Raw genomic sequence first — 21344 nt, 5'->3', positions numbered from 1 at the left:
GTCATTTGCGAGGCCTAGTTTAATATATTGAACAGGGATCACACCACAAGCTTTATAGCGGGTCGAGTGCATTTCGTGCCTCTAATGTTATCGATATGTAGCAATTTTCGTGTTTGGCATTGAAAAGATGAAGATTCTGCGTAGCGCGATCTACGCAACAGGAATAGACTGGGTTCGACACTTTATGGAACATGCTAAAGGTTTTTTATGACACAACAGCCCCAAGCCAAATACCGCCACGATTACCGTGCGCCGGATTATCTGATTAGCGATATCGATTTGACCTTTGACCTGGATGCCGAGAAAACCGTTGTTACGGCAGAGAGTAAAGTCTCCCGTCACGCGGCGGCGTCTGACGTGCCGTTGCGTCTGGATGGCGAAGACCTGACGCTGGTCTCCCTGAACGTGGATGGCCAGCCGTGGAGCCACTATAAAGAAGAAAATAACCAGCTGGTGATCGAAGGATTACCGGAACATTTCACCCTGACTATCGTCAATGAAATCAGCCCGGCGGCCAATACCGCGCTCGAAGGCCTGTATCAGTCCGGCGAAGCGCTGTGCACCCAATGTGAAGCCGAAGGGTTCCGACATATTACCTGGTACCTGGACCGCCCGGATGTTCTGGCGCGTTTCACCACCAAAATTATCGCCGATAAAGCGAAGTATCCGTACCTGCTCTCCAACGGTAACCGCGTTGCGCAGGGGGAACTGGAGCAGGGGCGTCACTGGATCCAGTGGCAGGATCCGTTCCCGAAACCGTGCTATCTGTTTGCGCTGGTGGCCGGTGATTTCGATGTGCTGCGCGATACCTTCAAAACCCGCTCCGGGCGTGAAGTGGCGCTGGAGCTGTTCGTTGACCGCGGCAACCTCGATCGTGCACCGTGGGCGATGACGTCGCTGAAAAACTCCATGAAATGGGACGAAACTCGTTTCGGCCTCGAGTACGACCTCGACATCTATATGATTGTCGCCGTCGACTTCTTCAATATGGGCGCCATGGAGAACAAAGGACTGAACGTCTTTAACTCCAAATACGTGCTGGCCCGTACCGATACCGCGACCGATAAAGACTACCTCGATATCGAACGGGTGATTGGCCACGAATATTTCCATAACTGGACCGGTAACCGCGTCACCTGTCGCGACTGGTTCCAGTTGAGCCTCAAAGAGGGGCTGACCGTCTTCCGCGATCAGGAGTTCAGCTCCGACCTCGGTTCACGTGCGGTCAACCGGATTAGCAACGTTCGCACCATGCGCGGCATGCAGTTCGCTGAAGATGCCAGCCCGATGGCCCATCCTATCCGCCCGGATATGGTCATTGAGATGAACAACTTCTACACCCTGACGGTATATGAAAAAGGGGCCGAAGTGATCCGCATGCTGCACACCCTGTTGGGTGAAGCCAACTTCCAGAAAGGGATGCAGCTGTACTTCGAACGTCATGACGGCAGCGCCGCCACCTGCGACGACTTTGTCCAGGCGATGGAAGATGCTTCCAATGTCGACCTGTCCCATTTCCGTCGCTGGTACAGCCAGTCCGGTACGCCGGTGGTGAGCGTCCATGATGACTACAACCCGGAAACCGAACAGTATACCTTGACCATCAGCCAGCGTACTCCGCCGACCGCGGAACAACCGGAAAAACAGCCGCTGCACATTCCGTTCGATATCGAACTGTATGACAACGAAGGCAAGGTGATCCCGCTGCAGAAGGGCGGTCATCCGGTGCATCATGTGCTGAACGTGACCCAGGCCGAGCAGACGTTTGTGTTCGACAACGTCTACTTCCAGCCGGTACCGGCGCTGCTGTGCGAATTTTCCGCTCCGGTGAAGCTGGAGTATAAATGGAGCGATCAGCAGCTGACGTTCCTGATGCGCCATGCGCGTAACGACTTCTCTCGCTGGGATGCTGCGCAGAGCCTGCTGGCAACCTACATCAAGCTGAACGTCAATCGCCATCAGCAGGGCCAGCCGCTGTCGCTGCCGATTCATGTGGCCGACGCGTTCCGCGCGATCCTGCTGGATGAGAAGATTGACCCGGCGCTGGCGGCAGAAATTCTGACGCTGCCTTCCGCCAACGAAATCGCTGAATTGTTTGCCATCATCGACCCGATCGCCATTGCGACGGTACGGGAAGCGCTGACCCGCACGCTGGCGAAAGAGTTGGCGGACGAGTTCCTGGCAATCTACAACGCCAACAAGCTCGCGAGCTATCGCGTGGAACATGCCGATATCGGCAAACGTTCACTGCGCAATACCTGCCTGCGTTACCTGGCGTTCGGCGACGTTGAGCTGGCAAACAAACTGGTCGTCGCGCAGTATCATCAGGCGGACAATATGACCGACGCGCTGGCGGCACTGTCAGCGGCGGTGGCGGCGGAACTGCCGTGCCGCGATGCGCTGATGCAGGAGTATGACGATAAGTGGCATCAGGACGGTCTGGTGATGGATAAATGGTTTATTCTGCAGTCCACCAGCCCGGCGGCGAATGTCGTGGAAACGGTGCGCGGCCTGCTGAATCACCGCTCCTTCAGCATCAGCAACCCGAACCGCGTTCGTTCGCTGATTGGCGCCTTTGCCGGCAGCAACCCGGCGGCGTTCCATGCGGAAGACGGCAGCGGCTATCAGTTCCTGGTTGAAATGCTGACCGAACTCAACAGCCGTAACCCGCAGGTGGCGTCTCGCCTGATTGAGCCGTTGATTCGTCTGAAACGTTACGATGCCAAACGTCAGGCGCTGATGCGTGGGGCGCTGGAGCAGCTGAAAGGTCTGGAGAATCTCTCCGGGGATCTGTTCGAAAAAATCAGTAAAGCTCTGGCATAACGGTCAGTGGATCCCCGGTACGCGCAGCGCGACCGGGGAGATCCAGAACGGTGGTTAACCGTGATTCAATAAGCGCGGCGCAGACTCGCTCTTGCCGCGCTGCATAACCCGGTCCAGCACCTCGGCTTCCAGCTCGGCCAGGCGCGCCGAACCGGTCCGCCGTGGACGTGGAATATCCACCACTAAATCCAGCCCAATTTTACCGTCTTCAATCAACAGCACCCGGTCGGCCATTGCCACCGCTTCACTGACGTCATGCGTGACCAGCAGCACGGTGAACCCATGTTGTTCCCACAACGACACAATCAGATCCTGCATTTCCAGGCGGGTTAACGCATCCAGCGCCCCCAGTGGTTCGTCGAGCAGCAGCAGGCCGGGGCGGTGAATTAACGCGCGGGCCAACGCCACACGCTGCTTTTGCCCGCCGGAGAGCGCCGCCGGCCAGTCGCCGGCACGGCTTTCCAGACCCACGCTGGCCAATGCCTGGCGGGCCGCGTCGTGCCAGGCGCCTTTCAGGCCCAGGCCGACGTTGTCGATCACCGTTTTCCATGGCAGCAATCGCGCATCCTGAAACATCATTCGCGTATCGTCCTGGATCTGCGCCAGCGGGGTGGCACCGGCCAGCAGCTCGCCGTCGTTGGGCTTTTCCAACCCGGCGAGCAGACGCAGAAGGGTGCTTTTTCCGCCGCCGCTGCGCCCGACTACCGCGACAAATTGCCCGGTAGGAATATGTAAATCCAGCGCGTTCAGAATGGTATTGTCGCCGTAGCGCTTACTTACGCCGTTCAGTAACAGCGGGATCCCTGGGTTGAGACGGGCAGTGGTCATGCGTTGGCCTCCTGAAGATGATAAGCCGGGTTCCAGCGTAACCACACGCGCTCCAGCAGCTGTGCGCTGACGTCGGCCAGTTTGCCAAGAATGGCGTAAAGAATGATGGCTACCACCACCACATCGGTTTGTAAAAACTCGCGGGCGTTCATGGCCAGATAACCAATGCCGGCGTTGGCGGAGATGGTTTCGGCCACGATCAGCGTCAGCCACATCAGGCCAAGGGCGAAGCGGATCCCGACCATGATGGAGGGCAGGGCGCCGGGCAGAATCACATGGCGGAAGAGGGCAAAGCCGGATAAGCCGTAGCTCCGCGCCATCTCCAACAGCCCGCGGTCGATGTTACGAATGCCATGCCAGGTGTTGATGTAAATAGGGAACATGGTCCCCAGCGCGACGAGGAAAATTTTGGCGCTTTCGTCAATGCCGAACCATAAAATCACCAGCGGAATCAGGGCCAGATGCGGCACATTGCGCAGCATCTGAATCGAGGTATCCAGCAGACGTTCGCCCCAGCGCGAGAGGCCGCTGATCAGCCCGAGCACCAGCCCGATAGAGCCGCCGATGGCAAAGCCCAGCAGCGCACGCCATGAGCTGATGGCCAGATGCTGCCACAGCTCGCCGCTGGCGGAGAGCGTCCAGAAGGCTTTCAGTACCCCCTCCGGAGAGGGGAGAATGCGGGTGGATAACCAGCCGACCGACGACGCGAGTTGCCAGATGATGACGGTTCCCACCGGCAGCAGCCAGGGAGCAACCCGCATCAGCAGTTTTTGCGCAGACCTTGCCATGATGTGTGCTCCTTAGCTTTGCGCGACTTTACGCGGGATAAACTCATTGGCGACCGCCTCGCCCTGCTGGCGCAGGCTCTGCGGCTGCGGAACCGACGGAATATTGACATCCAGCAGCGGGAACAGCAGCTCCCCGACGCGATAAGCTTCTTCAAGATGCGGGTAGCCGGAGAAGATAAAGCTATCGATACCCAGTGCCGCGTATTCATTGATGCGCTCGGCCACGGTGGCCGCATCGCCCACCAGCGCGGTGCCGGCGCCGCCACGTGCCAGCCCGACGCCAGCCCACAGGTTGGGACTGATTTCGAGCTTGTCACGCTGACCGTTATGCAGCGCCGCCATCCGCTGTTGGCCGACCGAGTCGGTTTTGGCGAAGGCCGCCTGCGCGCGGGCAATGGTCTCATCATCAAGGTGTGAAATGAGGCTGTCAGCCGCCTGCCAGGCCTCTTCATTGGTTTCCCGGACAATCACATGCAGACGGATCCCAAAGCGGACCTGGCGACCATGACGCGCGGCTTTTTCCCGCACCTGGGCAATTTTTTCTGCCACCTGTTCCGGCGGTTCTCCCCAGGTCAGATAGAGGTCGACCTGTTCCGCCGCCAGATCCTGCGCGACGTCAGAGGATCCGCCGAAGTAGAGCGGTGGCCGCGGCTGCTGGATCGGTGGGAACAGCAGCTTCGCGCCGCGAACCCGCTGGTGTTTACCGTTATATGTGACCGTTTCTCCCTCCATCAGGCGGCGCCAGATATGGGTAAATTCCGCGGAGGCTTCGTAGCGCTCGGTATGGTCGAGGAATACTCCGTCGCCGGCCAGTTCCTGCGGATCGCTACCGGTTACCAGGTTAAACAACGCCCGGCCGTTGGACAGGCGGTCGAGCGTTGCGGCCTGGCGAGCGGCAACCGTCGGAGACATCACGCTGGGGCGCAGGGCCACGAGAAACTTCAGCCGTTGCGTCACTGGGATCATCGAGGCGGCAACCAGCCAGGCATCTTCGCAGGAGCGGCCGGTCGGGATCAGCACGCCGGTAAACCCAAGACGGTCGGCGGTTTGTGCGATCTGTTGCAGATAGCCATGATCCACCGGACGAGCGCCTTCGTCAGTACCAAGGTAGCGGCCATCGCCGTGGGTCGGTAAAAACCAGAACATATTTAAACTCATGATTTTGCTCCTTGTGCCACGGCGGGCTGCCAGATTCGGGTGCGGATATCGACTTTTTTCGGTACCAGTTTGTTCTCATAGAACAGGTCGGCGGTTTGCTGCTGGCGAGCGGCCGTTTCGGCACTGACCGGGGTAATGGTGGTGGGCGGGCGATGGTCAAGATAGCTGGCGATCACCGCTTCTGGGACACCCATGGTTTTCGCCAGTAAGGTAATGCTTTGCGGGCGCTGGCTCAGGGTCAGGGCATCCGCCTGGCTGAATGTTTCCAGTACGCCGGTAATAAAGGCCGGGTTTTTGTCGGCATAGGGGCGCGCTGCGAGATAGAAAGAGCCGGTTTGTTTCAGGTCGCTGCCATCTTTCAGCACCCGGGCGTGGGTTTGCTGCAGCGCCGCAGAGTAGTACGGATCCCAGATAGCCCAGGCATCCACGTTGCCCTGCTGGAACGCCGCACGAGCGTCGGCAGGGGCCAGATAGACCGGTTGAATATCGCTGATTTTCAGGCCAGCTTGCTGTAGGGCCCGCAGCAGCAGGTTGTGGGAGCTGGAACCTTTCTGGAACGCGACTTTACGTCCCTTGAGTTCCGCCACGCTTTTTATCGGGCTGTCCTGGGCCACCAGAATCACTTCCGCTTTGGGCTTCGGCGGTTCGGCACCGACGTAAACCAGATCGGCCCCGGCGGCCTGGGCAAATATCGGCGGAATGTCACCGGTACTGCCCAGATCGATGCTGCCGACATTTAACGCTTCGAGCATCTGCGGTCCCGCCGGGAACTCCACCCAGGAGATGGTGGTATGTGGATAGCGTTTTTCCAGCAGCTGGTGGCTTTTGGCCAGCACCATGCTGACGCTGCCTTTTTGGTAGCCGATGCGCAGCGCGTCAGGCGTGGTTTCCGCCGCGTGGCTCAGGGCAGAAAATGTCAGTAACCCGCTGAGGGTCAAGGTTCGCAGGATATTACGCATGCTCCACCCCGCGAATGGTCTTGAGGCCAGGGGCCCGGCTGGCGGTGCGGTGCAGCGCTTGCCAGAACGTTTCCAGCGCCTGATCGAGGCGGCCCTGCAGGTTTGGCGTAAACTGCGGCTTGTGCTGATAGTCGGTTATCTGGCTATCGTCAGCAAAGACGCCGTGGAGGATCTCCTGGGCTTTCAGGGCGTTGAGAACCGGCTTCAGGGCATAATCCACCGCCAGCATATGGGCGATAGTGCCGCCGGTGGCCAGCGGCAGGACGATTTTCCCCTCCAGCGCCCGCTCCGGCAGCAGGTCGAGCAGGGTCTTCAGGGCACCGGAAAACGACGCTTTATAGACCGGGGTGGCGATAATCAACCCGTCAGCGCCGGACAGTTGTTCGTTGAGGGTCTGCAGCGCCGGGCTATCGAAACGGGCATAAAGCAGGTCTTCCGGGGCAAAGTTTTGCAGGTGCCAGTGGCAAACTTCAACATCAACCGCGGAGAGTGTTGCTCTGGCATATTCCAGAAGCGCACTGGAACGGGAAGGATAGCGCGGGCTGCCCGCAAGTGTAATGACACGCATCGTCTCTCTCCTTATAACTAAATGTTTGCATTTATCTATAATTGATAACATTTGCGTGCAGTGTGACAGAGGCGATTTATTTCCCTAAATGATTTTTCCACCCTTGTTTTGTCAGAATTTGCATAATGGAAGGGAAGAGAAGAAAACGTTTGCGTCGGATGCGAGATTTTTTGTTGTAGGTCAATTCCCTTTCTGGCGCCGATCGAACATAATACGCCCCCGGTTTGCCACCGGGAATCCAGGAGAGTTCATGTACTACCCCTTCGTTCGTAAAGCCCTTTTTCAGCTCGATCCTGAGCGCGCTCATGAAGTTACTTTTCAACAATTACGCCGAGTATCAGGTACGCCGCTGGAAATGCTGGTTCGCCAGAAGGTGCCGACCAAACCGGTTACCTGCATGGGTCTCACATTTAAGAATCCGCTGGGTCTGGCCGCAGGGCTGGATAAGAATGGCGAGTGCATCGACGCGCTCGGCGCCATGGGGTTCGGCTCTATTGAAATTGGCACCGTGACGCCACGCCCGCAGCCGGGCAACGACAAGCCGAGGATCTTCCGTCTGGTCGATGCGGAAGGTTTGATCAACCGCATGGGCTTTAATAACCACGGCGTTGATAACCTGGTTGAGAACGTCAAAAAGGCGCATTTTGACGGTATCCTCGGCATTAATATCGGCAAGAATAAAGATACGCCGGTCGAGCAGGGTAAAGATGATTATCTGATTTGTATGGAAAAAATCTATCCCTATGCCGGTTATATCGCCATTAATATCTCCTCGCCGAATACGCCAGGGCTGCGTACCTTACAATATGGTGAGGCCCTCGACGATCTGCTTTCCGGTATTAAAAATAAGCAACTGGAGCTTCAGCAGAAGCATCAAAAATATGTTCCAGTAGCGGTGAAGATCGCGCCGGATCTTTCTCTCGAAGAATTGATCCAGGTCGCCGATAGTTTAGTTCGTCATAATATTGATGGCGTCATCGCGACCAATACCACCCTCGATCGTTCGCTGGTACAGGGAATGAAATTCTGTGATGAAACCGGTGGTCTTAGCGGTCGTCCGCTGCAGCTGAAGAGTACAGAAATTATCCGTATGCTGGCGGCGGAATTAAATGGTCGGTTACCTATTATCGGTGTTGGCGGGATTGATTCGGTGATCGCCGCGCGAGAAAAAATGGCCGCGGGGGCGAGTCTGGTCCAGATTTATTCCGGGTTTATTTTTAAAGGGCCGCCCCTGATTAAAGAAATTGTTACCCATATCTAATCTTTTCCCCCTCTGATCCCACCCAGGGCTTTATTTCCGGCCCTGGTTGTTTTATATTCCTTCATTGTTGCTTATTTAGACATTTTAGTCTTTTCTTAATTTTGGAAATAATTTTGTTGCAGGATGCCATTGTAATTAAGGCTGGACGCAAAAGAGGGCGAGTAGACGATGCGAATTAAACCTGACGATAACTGGCGTTGGTATTACGATGAAGAGCACGATCGTATGATGCTCGATTTGGCCAATGGTATGTTGTTCCGTTCGCGTTTTGCGCGTCGGATGTTAACCCCGGACGCCTTCGCGCCATCCGGATTTTGCGTTGACGATGCTGCGCTTTATTTTTCCTTCGAAGAGAAATGTCGCGATATAGAATTATCGAAAGAGCAGCGCGCGGAATTAGTCCTTAATGCGCTGGTCGCGATTCGCTTCCTGAAACCACAAATGCCAAAAAGCTGGCATTTCACTTCTCATGACGCCAGCTGGCAGCCGGTGAGCGGTGATGCCGCCAGCGCCTGGCTCAGCGATACCGGACAACAGGTGAATTTGCTGGTGGTTGAACCCGGGGAAAATGCGGCCCTGTGTTTGCTGGCCCAGCCGGGAGTGACGGTCGCAGGACGTATTTTGCAGCTTGGTGACGTGATTAAAATTATGAACGACCGACTGCAACCGGCATCAGGTGCCGCCAGCTACAGTCTGGGTCAGGCGGTGTAAACACCACGTTGGCTAAGGAGCCAGCCGTAAAGCAGTTTTAGGTACGCAGCTACAGCACAGAATGGTGCCATCTGCCGCCACCGCGTTTTTCTTCAGCGGGCTGACTTCACCTTCTTCCAGCCGGATACGGCAGCTGCCACAGATGCCGGCCCGACAGGAGTAGGGAATGCGAATGCCTTTTTGCTCCAGCTGCTCCAGCAGGACCTGCTGCGTATTGCCGTTAAAACTCTGTCCCTGCCACGCGATCTCCACCACGGAATCCTGCTGTGAATCTACCGCCAGCGTCTCGTCGCTCTCGCCTGCGCCGTAGGCTTTTGCCGGACCACGCGTTAACACTTCCACTTCATCGCCAACCCGCACGACGCCGCTGTTGCGGGCGATCAGGTTCTGACCGAAATCGACATCGCCGTTATCCAGCGCGGTACGGAAGCGCTGCAGGGTGGCCAGCGGTTCGCCGGAGGGATGTTTTTGCCCACGTTCCGGGCTGACGGTGGTCAGCACGCAGCGGCTGCAGGGCTTTGCCACCTCAAACACTACCTCGCCGATACGAATCACTTTCCAGCTGTCTTCTTCCCAGGCCGCGGCGCCGGTCACCACCAGATTGGGGCGAAACTGTTCCATGCGCACGCTTGCCGGGCAGCGGCTTTGCAGATCGCGCAATGAGGCTTCATTGGTTAATAAATAGGGAAAGCCATCGGCGAAGGTCAGGGGAACCGCGTCATGGCGCTTCACCCGTCGGGTCAACTGTGGCCCTAACCAGCGGAGCTGCACGTCACGATTAAAGAAGCCGCTGAGCCATTGGTTCACCGAGGCGGGCGCGATCAGCGCGGTGAAGTGGTTCCCCCACACTTCGGTCGGCTCGCCCTGAGGTGCAAAATCCGCAAAGCGGATAATCGCGCTGCTGCCGTCGACCGCCGTCAGGTGAATACCGTCGTGCAACGGCGAGGGGGTAAACTTGACCATCTGAGGAAACTGGCGGGCAGTAATAAAGGTGCCATCGGTTTCCGTCACCATGAAGGCACGATCGAAGGCCAGACCGCTGATATCGGCAAACGCGTGCGTCAGGCCAATTCCACGCATGGATTTGACGGGATGAATAAAAAGTCGCGATAGCGTTAGCATGCGCTGCCTCCAGGCTTAAAAATAAGCCTTTAACTTTATGACATGGGGCGCATATTGGCTATAATGCGCAACAATTTTCTTTTAGTAAAAGTGACGATATGAATTCTCTGTTTGCCAGTACGGCTCGTGGCCTTGAAGAGCTGTTAAAAACTGAACTGGAAGGGCTTGGCGCGCTGGACTGCCAGGTAGTCCAGGGCGGTGTCCATTTTCAGGGAGATACGCGAGTACGCTATCAAAGCCTGATGTGGAGCCGGCTGGCTTCGCGCATCATGATGCCGCTGGGCCAGTGTAGCGTGTACAGCGATTTGGATCTGTACCTCGGCGTGCAGTCCATTCCATGGACGGAGATTTTCACCCCAGACGCCACTTTTGCCGTCCATTTTAGCGGGCTGAACGACGAGATTCGTAACAGCCAGTACGGCGCGTTAAAGGTCAAAGATGCGATCGTTGACAGCTTCACGCGTAAAAATCTGCCGCGTCCAAACGTCGATCGTGAACAACCCGATCTGCGCATTAACGTCTGGCTGAATAAAGAGACCGCGCACATCTCGCTGGATCTCAGCGGAGAAGGCCTGCATCTTCGCGGCTACCGCGATGGCACCGGCATGGCGCCGATCAAAGAAACCCTGGCGGCGGCGATTGTTATGCGCTCTGGCTGGGTACAGGGAACGCCGCTGCTCGATCCGATGTGTGGTTCCGGTACGCTGCTGATTGAAGCCGCGATGCTGGCCACCGACCGCGCGCCGGGTCTGCATCGTGGACACTGGGGCTTTAATGGCTGGTTGCAGCACGATGACGCGGTGTGGAAAGAGGTCAAAGCCGAAGCACAGACCCGTGCCCGCAAAGGGTTGGCTGCCTACGAGTCACGTTTTTACGGCTCTGACGTGGATGCTCGTGTGATTGAGCGTGCGCGCAGCAACGCCCGTCGCGCCGGGGTAGGCGAGCTGATCGCTTTCGAAGCCAAAGATGTGGCCCAGTTAAGCAATCCGCTGCCGAAAGGCCCTTACGGGACCGTTATCAGCAACCCGCCATACGGCGAACGTCTGGAAAGCGAGCCGGCGCTGATTGCCCTGCACAGCCTGCTTGGTCGGGCGATGAAAACGCAGTTTGGCGGCTGGAATCTGTCACTGTTCAGCGCCTCGCCGGAGTTGCTTAGCTGCCTGCAGTTGCGTGCGGACAAACAGTTTAAAGCGAAAAACGGCCCGTTGGACTGCGTGCAGAAAAACTACCATCTGGCGGAAACCGATGGCAGCAGCGTGGCATCCATGGCGGATGATTTCGCCAACCGCCTGCGTAAAAACCTGAAGAAATTTGAGAAATGGGCGCGTCAGGAAGGGATCGAATGCTACCGCCTGTATGATGCCGATCTGCCGGAATACAACGTGGCGATCGACCGCTACGGCGATTGGGTGGTGGTGCAGGAATACGCGCCACCGAAAACGGTTGATGCGCACAAGGCGCGCCAGCGTTTGTTTGACATCATCGCGGCGACGATCTCCGTGTTGGGCATTGCGCCGAACAAACTGGTGCTGAAAACCCGTGAACGGCAGAAAGGCAAGAATCAGTACCAGAAAATGGCCGAGAAGGGCGATTTCCTGGAAGTTCAGGAGTATAACGCCCGTCTGTGGGTCAACCTGACGGATTATCTCGATACCGGCCTGTTCCTTGACCACCGTATCGCCCGTCGCCTGCTGGGCCAGATGAGCAAAGGGAAAGACTTCCTGAACCTCTTCGCCTACACCGGCAGCGCCAGCGTCCACGCCGGCCTCGGCGGCGCACGTTCCACCACCACCGTGGATATGTCCCGCACCTATCTTGAATGGGCCGAGCGCAACTTGCGCCTCAACGGGCTGACCGGGCGTGCGCATCGTCTGATGCAGGCCGACGTGCTGGGCTGGCTGCGTGAAAGCGATGAACAGTTCGATCTGATCTTTATCGATCCGCCGACGTTCTCCAACTCCAAACGCATGGATGATGCCTTCGACGTGCAGCGCGATCACCTGCGTCTGATGACGGATCTTAAACGTCTGCTGCGCAAAGGCGGCACCATTATGTTCTCGAACAACAAACGCGGTTTCCGTATGGATCATGACGGACTGGCACAGCTGGGGCTGAAGGCGCAAGAAATTACGCAAAAAACGCTGTCTCAGGATTTCGCCCGTAACCGTCAGATTCACAACTGCTGGCTGATTACCGCAGCCTGAAAGGAATAAAGAATGTCATTAATTAGTATGCATGGTGCCTGGCTCTCCTTTAGCGACTCACCGCTGCTGGATAACGCCGAGTTGCATATCGAAGATAACGAGCGCGTCTGTCTGGTCGGGCGCAACGGTGCGGGCAAATCCACCCTGATGAAGATCCTCAACCGGGAGCAGGGGCTGGACGATGGACGGATCATCTATGAGCAGGATCTGGTTGTGGCCCGTTTGCAACAGGATCCGCCGCGCAATATTGCCGGTACGGTATACGACTTTGTGGCGGAAGGGATCGCCGAGCAGGCGGCTTATCTGAAGGGATACCATGATGTCTCTCGCCTGGTGATGACCGATCCGAGCACCAAAAATTTAAACGAGCTGGCGCGCCTGCAGGATCTGCTGGATAACCTGGGGTTGTGGCAGCTTGAAAACCGTATTAACGAGGTGCTGGAACAGCTGGGTCTGGATGCGAACGCCGAGCTGGCGTCTCTTTCCGGCGGCTGGTTACGTAAAGCAGCTCTCGGGCGTGCGCTGGTCAGCGGCCCGCGCGTGCTGCTGCTGGATGAACCGACCAACCACCTGGATATCGAAACCATTGACTGGCTGGAAGGCTTCCTCAAGACCTTCAAAGGGACCATCATTTTCATCTCGCACGACCGTTCCTTTATTCGCAATATGGCCACCCGTATCGTCGATCTCGATCGCGGTAAGCTGGTGACCTATCCGGGCAGCTACGATCAGTATCTGCTGGAGAAAGAAGAAGCCCTGCGTGTTGAAGAGCTGCAAAACGCCGAGTTTGACCGCAAGCTGGCCCAGGAAGAAGTGTGGATTCGCCAGGGCATTAAAGCGCGTCGTACCCGTAACGAAGGTCGCGTTCGCGCCTTGAAAGCGATGCGTCGTGAACGTGGCGAGCGTCGCGAAGTGATGGGCAGCGCGAAGATGCAGGTCGAAGAGGCGGCACGTTCAGGCAAAATCGTCTTCGAAATGGAAGATGTTAACTACCAGATTGACGGTAAGGTGCTGGTCAAAGATTTCACGGCGCAAATCCAGCGCGGTGACAAAATCGCGCTGATCGGTCCTAACGGTTGTGGGAAAACCACGCTGTTGAAACTGATGCTCGGTCAGCTGAAGGCTGATAGCGGGCGGGTTCATGTCGGCACCAAGCTGGAAGTGGCCTACTTCGATCAGCACCGCGCCGAGCTGGATCCGGATAAAACCGTGATGGATAACCTGGCCGAAGGCAAACAGGAAGTGCTGGTGAACGGTAAGCCGCGCCATGTGCTGGGCTATTTGCAGGACTTCCTGTTCCATCCTAAACGCGCAATGACGCCGGTCCGGGCGCTGTCTGGCGGGGAGCGTAACCGACTGCTGCTGGCACGTCTGTTCCTCAAGCCAAGCAACCTGTTGATTCTCGATGAACCGACAAACGATCTGGATGTGGAAACGCTGGAACTGCTGGAAGAGCTAGTCGATGGCTATCAGGGCAGCGTCATGCTGGTCAGCCACGACCGTCAGTTTGTCGATAACACCGTTACCGAGTGCTGGATCTTCGAAGGCGGCGGAAAAATTGGTCAGTATGTCGGCGGATATCATGATGCGCGCGGTCAACAATCACAGCATCTGGCGCTAAAACAGACTGCTGCTAAAAAATCTGCAGAAGTTGCTCAATCGAAAGCAGAAAGTGTCAAACGTGCGCCTAACAAACTAAGCTATAACCTGCAGCGCGAACTGGAACAGTTGCCACAACGACTTGAAGAACTGGAAACCCAACTGCAGAGTCTGCAGGAGCAGGTTGCCGATCCTTCTTTCTTTGGCCAGTCCCATGACCATACGCAGCAAGTGCTGGCTCAGTTGGCCGAAGCGGAACAGGCGCTGGAAACGGCCTTTGAACGCTGGGAATATCTCGAAGGATTAAAAAACGGCGCCTGAGCTGAGGAGTTTTCATGTGCGATCATCATCATGCTGCGCGGCATATCCTGTGCCCACAATGTGATTTGCTGGTGGCTTTGCCGCAGCTGGAGCATCGCCAGAAAGCCGCGTGTCCGCGTTGCGGTACGACGCTGACAACCACGTGGGACGCGCCTCGGCAGCGTCCCACGGCCTATGCGCTGGTGGCGCTGTTTATGCTGCTGCTGGCGAACCTGTTTCCCTTCGTCGATATGAGCGTTGGCGGTCTGCGCAGTGAGATTAAACTGCTGGAAATTCCTGACGTTCTGTTCAGCGAAGATTACGCCAGCCTGGGCACCTTCTTTCTCCTCTTTGTGCAACTGGTGCCGGCGTTTTGTCTGGTGACGATTCTGTTACTGGTCAACCGGGTGCATCTGCCGGCGCGGCTCAAGGAGTTTCTGGCGCGGATTCTGTTCCATCTTAAGACCTGGGGAATGGCAGAGATTTTCCTCGCCGGCGTACTGGTGAGCTTTGTCAAACTGATGGCCTATGGCGATATCGGCGTGGGGCTAAGTTTTGTGCCCTGGTGTTTGTTCTGTATGCTCCAGCTGCGGGCGCTGCAATGCGTCGACCGGCGCTGGCTATGGGATGACATTGCACCGATGCCCGCCCTCAGACAGCCGCTGAAAATTGGCCAGACGGGGATCCGCCAGGGTCTGCGTTCCTGTTCGTGCTGTACGGCCATTTTGCCTGCTGATGAGGCGGTTTGTCCGCGCTGTCAGACTAAAGGGACGGCCCGGCGTAAGCATAGTCTGCAGTGGACCATGGCTTTGCTTCTGACCTCTGTAGTCCTTTATCTTCCCGCGAATATCCTGCCAATCATGATCACCGATTTGCTCGGGGATAAACTACCTTCCACGATTATGGCTGGGGTGATACTGCTCTGGAGCGAAGGGTCCTATCCGGTGGCATTGGTGATTTTTATTGCCAGTATTATGGTCCCGACGCTAAAAATGATAGCGATTGCCTGGCTCTGTTGGAACGCTAATGGCAACGGCCAACGTGACTCAGAGCGCATGCACCTGATTTATGAAGTAGTGGAGTTTGTTGGCCGTTGGTCAATGATTGATGTTTTTGTCATCGCGGTACTCTCGGCGCTGGTGCGCATGGGAGGATTGATGAGTATCTATCCTGCGATCGGGGCGGTGATGTTTGCGCTCGTTGTTGTCATGACAATGTTCTCAGCCATGACCTTTGACCCTCGTTTGTTGTGGGACCGTGAACCAGATTCAAGCCATGAGGAAATGCAGCAGCATGGAAAATAAGAGCGGAGAAGCAAAGGTGCAAAAGGTGAAGAACTGGTCACCCGTGTGGATCTTCCCCATCGTCACTGTGCTAATCGGCGCGTGGATCCTTTTTTATCACTACAGCCATCAAGGGCCGGAAGTGACGCTGATCACCACCAACGCGGAAGGTATTGAAGGGGGCAAAACCCGGATTAAAAGCCGTAGCGTGGACGTCGGGGTGGTGGAAAGCGCTATCCTGACGGATGACCTGACGCACGTTGAGATTAAGGCGCGCCTCAATTCCGGCATGAAAAAGCTCCTGCATACAGATTCGGTCTTTTGGGTCGTGAAGCCGCAGGTTGGGCGTGAAGGGATCAGCGGCCTGGGGACCTTACTTTCCGGTGCCTATATTGAGCTTCAACCGGGCACCAAAGGCGGCGATTCCGCGCAATATCCGCTGCTGGATTCTCCACCGCTGGCGTCGCCGGATGCGAAAGGTATTCGGGTACTGCTGGAAAGCGATAAAGCCGGACAGCTCTCTCCGGGCGACCCGGTGCTGTTCCGTGGCTATCGCGTCGGTTCGGTGGAAACCAGCACCTTCGACCCGCAAAAACGCAGCATCACCTATCAGCTGTTTATCAACGCACCTAACGATCGTCTGGTGACGACCAACGTGCGCTTCTGGAAAGACAGCGGCATTGCGGTCGACTTAACCTCGGCGGGGATGCGGGTAGAAATGGGGTCATTAGCAACCCTGTTTGGCGGCGGCGTCAGCTTTGATATCCCGGAAGGTCTCGACCTGGGTGAGCCGGCGGCCAATAAAACTGGCTATCATCTTTTTGACGATCAAAAGAGCATTCAGGATTCGATCTATACCCAGCACATCGATTACGTGATGTTCTTTAAAGACTCCGTACGCGGTCTGCAACCTGGCGCACCTGTAGAGTTCCGTGGGATACGTTTAGGTACCGTCGGTAAAGTTCCGTTCTTTATTCCGGGCTTACATCAGCGTCTGAATGATGACTATCGCATTCCGGTGGAAATTCGAATTGAACCGCAGCGCCTGATCAATCAACTGGGCGGGGATCCTAACATTCGCACTCATATTGACGAACTGATCAATCGCGGATTACGCGGATCGCTGAAAACCGGTAACCTGGTGACCGGCGCACTGTACATCGATCTCGATTTCTATCAGAAAGCGCCGCCGCGTGGCAAGATTCTGGAGTTTGGCGGTTATCCGATTATTCCTACCGTTAGCGGTGGTCTGGCACAGATCCAGCAGCGCCTGATGGAGGCTCTGGATAAGATTAACAATCTGCCGATTAACCCGCTGCTGGAGCAAGCGACCAGCACGCTGGCGCAGAGTGAAAAAACCATGCAGCGTGTTCAGACGACACTGGATAGCCTGAATAAGATTGCGGCAAGCCCGTCAATGCAGCAGCTGCCAGGAGATATGCAGAATACGTTGCGTGAACTCAACCGTAGTATGCAGGGCTTCCAGCCTGGTTCTGCGGCATACAACAAGATGGTTGCGGATATGCAGCGACTGGATCAGGTTCTTCGCGAACTGCAACCAGTACTGAAAACGCTCAATGATAAGAGCAACGCGCTGGTATTTGAGGCCAAGGATAAAAAAGATCCTCAGCCGAAGGGAGCGAAATAATGAAAAAATGGTTAGTGGTTGCCGCGGTATGTGCGCTGGCGGCGTGCAGCAGCAGTGGGGAAAATAAAACCTACTATCAGCTTCCGGTTGCACAGGGCGGCGCGCAAAGCGCCGCTCACCAAAGCAAAAAACTGTTGTGGGTTGAGCAGGTGAGCATCCCGGATTATCTGGCGGGCAACGGCGTGGTCTATCAGACGACTGACGTGCAGTATGTGATTGCGAGCAATAATCTGTGGGCGAGTCCGCTCGATCAGCAGCTGCGAACCACGCTGGTGGCCAATTTGAGTAATCAACTGCCGGGTTGGGTGGTTTCTTCACAGCCTCTGGGCAGCGACCAGGATACCCTCAACGTGGCAGTAAATGGTTTCCACGGGCGTTACGATGGACGGGTGATTGTCAGCGGGGAGTGGTTGCTGAAGCATCAGGGACAGCTGATCAAGCGTCCGTTCAATATCGAACTGAAGCAGCAGCAGGACGGTTATGACGCGATGGTGAAGACGATGGCGCAGGCCTGGTCTCAGGAAGCGACGGCAATTGCCAGTGAGCTGAATCGCTTGCCATAAGTAAAATGAATACAGATTTAAAGCCGCGGAGGTCGAAAAACACCCGCGGCTTTTTTATTTGCCTCGTCAGGCCGTTACTTGTGCCGGTTCACATTTTTTGTACAAATGAACTTTCATATAGCTCACAATTATGACAATGGCGTGAATTTTGCGCATTGACGTTACCTCTGATTCGCGGTATTCGTTAACCGTGGTTGCATATTTAGTGACCACTGTTTTCTTTTCCACCAGATCAAATAATGAGGGAAACGAGGCATGAAGAGACAAAAACGAGATCGCCTGGAACGGGCACATCAACGTGGATATCAGGCCGGCATCACCGGTAGATCGAAAGAAATGTGTCCCTACCAGACCTTGAACCAAAGGTCCTACTGGCTAGGAGGCTGGCGAGAAGCCATGGAGGACAGGGTACAAACTGCCTGACTGTCTCTTTAAAAAAAGAAGCCTCCGCCGAGCGGGGGCTTCGCCTTTTATACTTATCTCTGCTTATCAGAACGCAGACGTGTCCTGGAACAGGCCCACTTTCAGATCGTTCGCGGTGTAGATCAGACGACCATCAACCAGCACTTCGCCATCCGCCAGGCCCATGATCAGACGACGGTTAACAACACGTTTGAAGTGAATACGGTAGGTCACTTTCTTCGCCGTTGGCAGAACCTGGCCGGTGAATTTGACTTCGCCTACGCCCAGCGCACGGCCTTTGCCTTCGCCGCCGAGCCAGCCCAGATAAAAACCAACCAGCTGCCACATGGCATCCAGACCGAGACAGCCAGGCATCACCGGATCGCCAATAAAGTGGCAACCGAAGAACCACAGGTCCGGGTTGATATCGAGTTCTGCCTCAACAAAACCTTTATCGTAGTTACCACCGGTTTCGGTCATTTTGATGACGCGGTCCATCATCAGCATATTTGGCGCTGGTAACTGCGGGCCTTTCGCGCCAAACAGTTCACCACGGCCAGAGGCAAGAAGATCTTCTTTTGTATAGGATTCGCGTTTATCTACCATGTTTTCAGTAAGCCTTATTTTGAGTTCGGGACGCAGGATAGCTAACACGTGTACGCTGAACAAGTCCGATCAGTTCGAACCTGAACCGCCTAACCAGCGTAGCGGCCACGGAAAACGGTGGCGACTCTCTTGCTGCGTCGCCTGTGCAATCCGTTCCTGAATGGTTTGCCGTAACGTTTGCCCTTCGCCATCCCATAGCAACTGGGTCAAAATGGGTATCGCTTCAGTGACATCTTCGACTGCCCAGATGAAAAACTGCTCATCGGCGACGGCCTGCTGGAGCTCTGCGGACAGGCTCAGATGGCGGACGTTCGCTGCAGGAATGATCACGCCCTGTTTGCCGGTCAGCTCGCGCTGCTGGCAAATGGAAAAGAAGCCTTCGACTTTTTCATTGAGCCCGCCAACCGGCTGTACGCGACCAAACTGGTCTACGGAACCGGTGATGGCGATGCTTTGATTGATGGGGACTCCTGCCAGCGCGCTGATTAAGGCGCACAGCTCGGCCATCGAGGCACTGTCGCCGTCCACTTCACTGTAGGATTGCTCGAAGGTCAGTGAGGCGCTGAAAGGCAGCTGCTGTTCGAGCTCCAGCTCGGACATCAGAAACGCCTGCATGATCATCATGCCTTTGGCGTGAATGTTACCGCCCAGCTCCGCCTTGCGCTCCACGTCGATAAACTCACCGTCACCGATGTGTACGACGCAGCTAATGCGCGATGGCTCACCAAATGCGCGAGGATGACCCGGGAATTCGATGACCGACAGGGCGTTGATCTGACCAATGCATTCGCCTTCGGTTTCAATCAGGATCTGTTCCTGCAGGATTTCATCCTGGATACGCTCGGCAAGATAGCCTTCACGCCACTCACGGCGAGCCAGCATGGTTTGCATCTCTTCGGCGGTGATCTGTTCACCTTCGCAGAAGGCGGCGGCCTCACGCAGCTGACGAGCGATCCATTGCGGACACAGTGGCAGCATCTCCTGGTCACCGGTATAGCGGGCCGCTTCCTGAATCAGCAGGTGCCAGGCGTCCGCCGCCAGGCCAGGCAGCTCGAGCTGCTGCGCATTTTTCCAGACCCACTGACACCATTGCTTCAGGGTGTCTTCATCAGCAATCTGCAGATTGTCTTCGTACTCGCTGTAAATCGCCTGCGCAGAGAGCTCGGGTTCCATCTCCTGGAAATCCGCCAGTGACTCACGCTCGCCGACCAGAATGACCTTCAGGTTGAGCGGCATCGAGGGAATGCTGACCGGCAGAGGACGGGACTCGTCAATGGACAGCCAGTCAAAGCGCTGGCGAATAATCATGCTTTTCAGGCGCATCCACAGCAGTGGCTGTGCCAGTAATGCACGCAGAGAAATAATTAAGACGCCACCATTTGTGCGATGCACAAGGCCCGGTTGCAGCGAGATTTCGCCGTTAAATTGCCGTACGCAGCCAAAGAGCTGTTCTGCTTCGACCCAATCGGCAGTTTCAACCGGGGCGGTGCTGGCAAAATTATCGTCAGCGTGCGTTGCCGGTGTCAGGGTGACGTTTCCGCCGTTGACCTGGTAGCGAACGCCGTACAGCGGGTCCGTCGGTTCAAACAGCGTGCGGGTTTCTGTCGCCAGCCATTGCAGGTATTCCGCTTCTTCAGGGGCTTTAACCAGCATGAATGGCGAGATGGTCGGGGTCACAAGAAGTTGTTCCAGACCATAGAATAAACGGGGCTGCAGCTCGCCTGCGAGGGATTCCTCAGCATGGGCTAAATCAGCTTGTGCAAACAGCGCCTGATAACTTTCCGTATCAGGAGCAAGGTCTTTTCGGGTCAGTTTCGTAATGGTCAAAGTCGCTGTTTTTAGTCAGATGTAAAGCGCGCGATTATACCTTATGCTGCGTCCGAGCACACGGAGGATTACATGTGCAGTGATGATAAGCGGGTTACCTGCATCACGAATGATGATTTATTCTCAGCACATCGGGAAAAAACTGATATCCTGAAATGAGTTACACGGTCACATTGAGATCGCAATGAAATATCAACAACTGGAAAATCTTGAAAGCGGCTGGAAATGGAATTATCTGGTAAAGAAGCACCGGGAAGGTGAGCTGATTACCCGCCATATTGAAGCCAGCGCAGCAAAAGCCGCGGTCGATGTCTTACTGACGCTCGAAAATGAACCGGTTCTGGTGCATACTTGGATTGAGCAGCATATGAATCCGGAATTAACCAACCGCATGAAGCAGACTATCCGGGCGCGTCGCAAGCGTCACTTTAACGCAGAGCATCAGCATACGCGCAAAAAGTCGATCGACCTGGAGTTTATCGTCTGGCAGCGTCTGGCTGGGTTGGCGCATCGACGTGGCAAAACATTGTCAGAAACCATCGTGCAGTTGATCGAGGACGCGGAGCATAAAGAGAAATATGCCAGCAAAATGTCCAGCCTGAAGCACGATTTGCAGGTATTGCTCGGTAAAGAGTGATGTTAAGGGTAGGGGGAGCTCGTGTCGTGGCGAGTGGCCGTTTACTTCGGTATCTGA

At 55.8% G+C, this 21344-nt stretch carries 18 protein-coding genes; 10 read left to right on the top strand and 8 right to left on the bottom strand.

Features of this window, described 5'->3' with window-relative positions:
* The first annotated feature begins 207 nt into the window (after positions 1-207).
* Entirely contained in the window at positions 208-2823 is a 2616-nt protein-coding gene (gene pepN / locus ACMYSN_RS06480; protein WP_462497447.1) for a M1 family metallopeptidase, read from the top strand.
* Positions 2824-2877: 54 nt separating this feature from the next.
* Here pepN and ssuB read toward each other — a convergent pair whose 3' ends face one another.
* The 5 genes from ssuB to ssuE are packed head-to-tail and all read right to left on the bottom strand — an operon-like array spanning position 2878 to position 7124.
* Positions 2878-3651 (bottom strand): aliphatic sulfonates ABC transporter ATP-binding protein, encoded by a 774-nt coding sequence (ssuB, locus tag ACMYSN_RS06475; RefSeq protein ID WP_123756188.1) that lies wholly within the window; start codon positions 3649-3651, stop codon positions 2878-2880.
* Complete coding sequence (gene ssuC, locus ACMYSN_RS06470) at positions 3648-4439, bottom strand: aliphatic sulfonate ABC transporter permease SsuC (RefSeq protein ID WP_123756189.1); 792 nt, start codon at positions 4437-4439, stop codon at positions 3648-3650. The genes ssuB and ssuC overlap by 4 nt, the downstream gene beginning before the upstream one ends.
* A gap of 12 nt (positions 4440-4451) precedes the next feature.
* Positions 4452-5597 carry an FMNH2-dependent alkanesulfonate monooxygenase gene (gene ssuD, locus ACMYSN_RS06465; RefSeq protein ID WP_434585705.1) on the bottom strand — a complete coding sequence of 382 codons (1146 nt, stop codon included), beginning with the start codon at positions 5595-5597 and terminating at the stop codon, positions 4452-4454.
* Entirely contained in the window at positions 5594-6556 is a 963-nt protein-coding gene (locus ACMYSN_RS06460; RefSeq protein ID WP_462497446.1) for a sulfonate ABC transporter substrate-binding protein, read from the bottom strand. Before ACMYSN_RS06460 ends, ssuD begins: the two co-directional genes overlap by 4 nt.
* Positions 6549-7124: an NAD(P)H-dependent FMN reductase gene (ssuE, locus tag ACMYSN_RS06455; protein ID WP_462497445.1), complete on the bottom strand. Its 576-nt coding sequence runs from the start codon at positions 7122-7124 to the stop codon at positions 6549-6551. The genes ACMYSN_RS06460 and ssuE overlap by 8 nt, the downstream gene beginning before the upstream one ends.
* A 250-nt stretch (positions 7125-7374) precedes the next feature.
* Here ssuE and pyrD point away from each other — a divergent pair, with 250 nt between their 5' ends.
* Together pyrD and zapC are read left to right on the top strand one after the other, a co-directional pair.
* Complete coding sequence (gene pyrD / locus ACMYSN_RS06450) at positions 7375-8385, top strand: quinone-dependent dihydroorotate dehydrogenase (RefSeq protein WP_123756193.1); 1011 nt, start codon at positions 7375-7377, stop codon at positions 8383-8385.
* A 168-nt stretch (positions 8386-8553) separates the two neighbouring features.
* On the top strand, positions 8554-9096 hold the full coding sequence (gene zapC / locus ACMYSN_RS06445; RefSeq protein ID WP_462497444.1) for a cell division protein ZapC: 543 nt from the start codon (positions 8554-8556) through the stop codon (positions 9094-9096).
* Between the two features lie 12 nt (positions 9097-9108).
* On the opposite strand, the gene ACMYSN_RS06440 is transcribed toward zapC, so the two are convergent.
* Positions 9109-10218 (bottom strand): YcbX family protein, encoded by a 1110-nt coding sequence (locus tag ACMYSN_RS06440; RefSeq protein WP_462497443.1) that lies wholly within the window; start codon positions 10216-10218, stop codon positions 9109-9111.
* Between the two features lie 98 nt (positions 10219-10316).
* Between ACMYSN_RS06440 and rlmKL the strand changes: the two genes are divergently transcribed.
* The 6 genes from rlmKL to rmf all read left to right on the top strand — a co-directional run bounded on the left by rlmKL (position 10317) and on the right by rmf (position 18238).
* Complete coding sequence (rlmKL, locus tag ACMYSN_RS06435) at positions 10317-12422, top strand: 23S rRNA (guanine(2445)-N(2))/(guanine(2069)-N(7))-methyltransferase (protein ID WP_462497442.1); 2106 nt, start codon at positions 10317-10319, stop codon at positions 12420-12422.
* 12 nt (positions 12423-12434) lie between these two features.
* Positions 12435-14342, top strand: coding sequence for an ABC transporter ATP-binding protein (locus tag ACMYSN_RS06430; protein WP_123756197.1), 1908 nt, complete (start codon positions 12435-12437; stop codon positions 14340-14342).
* Positions 14343-14356: 14 nt separating this feature from the next.
* Complete coding sequence (gene pqiA / locus ACMYSN_RS06425) at positions 14357-15625, top strand: paraquat-inducible protein A (protein ID WP_462497441.1); 1269 nt, start codon at positions 14357-14359, stop codon at positions 15623-15625.
* On the top strand, positions 15615-17252 hold the full coding sequence (gene pqiB, locus ACMYSN_RS06420; protein ID WP_462497440.1) for an intermembrane transport protein PqiB: 1638 nt from the start codon (positions 15615-15617) through the stop codon (positions 17250-17252). Before pqiA ends, pqiB begins: the two co-directional genes overlap by 11 nt.
* Entirely contained in the window at positions 17252-17815 is a 564-nt protein-coding gene (gene pqiC, locus ACMYSN_RS06415; protein WP_462497439.1) for a membrane integrity-associated transporter subunit PqiC, read from the top strand. Before pqiB ends, pqiC begins: the two co-directional genes overlap by 1 nt.
* Before the next feature lie 255 nt (positions 17816-18070).
* Positions 18071-18238, top strand: coding sequence for a ribosome modulation factor (gene rmf / locus ACMYSN_RS06410; protein ID WP_004871568.1), 168 nt, complete (start codon positions 18071-18073; stop codon positions 18236-18238).
* A gap of 66 nt (positions 18239-18304) precedes the next feature.
* Here the strand turns inward: rmf and fabA are convergent, their stop codons facing one another.
* Entirely contained in the window at positions 18305-18823 is a 519-nt protein-coding gene (fabA, locus tag ACMYSN_RS06405; RefSeq protein WP_123756201.1) for a bifunctional 3-hydroxydecanoyl-ACP dehydratase/trans-2-decenoyl-ACP isomerase, read from the bottom strand.
* Between the two features lie 69 nt (positions 18824-18892).
* On the bottom strand, positions 18893-20650 hold the full coding sequence (locus tag ACMYSN_RS06400) for a Lon protease family protein (RefSeq protein WP_462497438.1): 1758 nt from the start codon (positions 20648-20650) through the stop codon (positions 18893-18895).
* 184 nt (positions 20651-20834) lie between these two features.
* Between ACMYSN_RS06400 and matP the strand changes: the two genes are divergently transcribed.
* Complete coding sequence (gene matP, locus ACMYSN_RS06395; RefSeq protein ID WP_123756203.1) at positions 20835-21287, top strand: macrodomain Ter protein MatP; 453 nt, start codon at positions 20835-20837, stop codon at positions 21285-21287.
* Positions 21288-21344: the final 57 nt, after the last annotated feature.

This window comes from Klebsiella sp. R445 (assembly GCF_051131755.1).
GTDB lineage: Bacteria > Pseudomonadota > Gammaproteobacteria > Enterobacterales > Enterobacteriaceae > Klebsiella > Klebsiella lignicola.
This window is presented reverse-complemented; position numbering and strand designations above follow the sequence as displayed.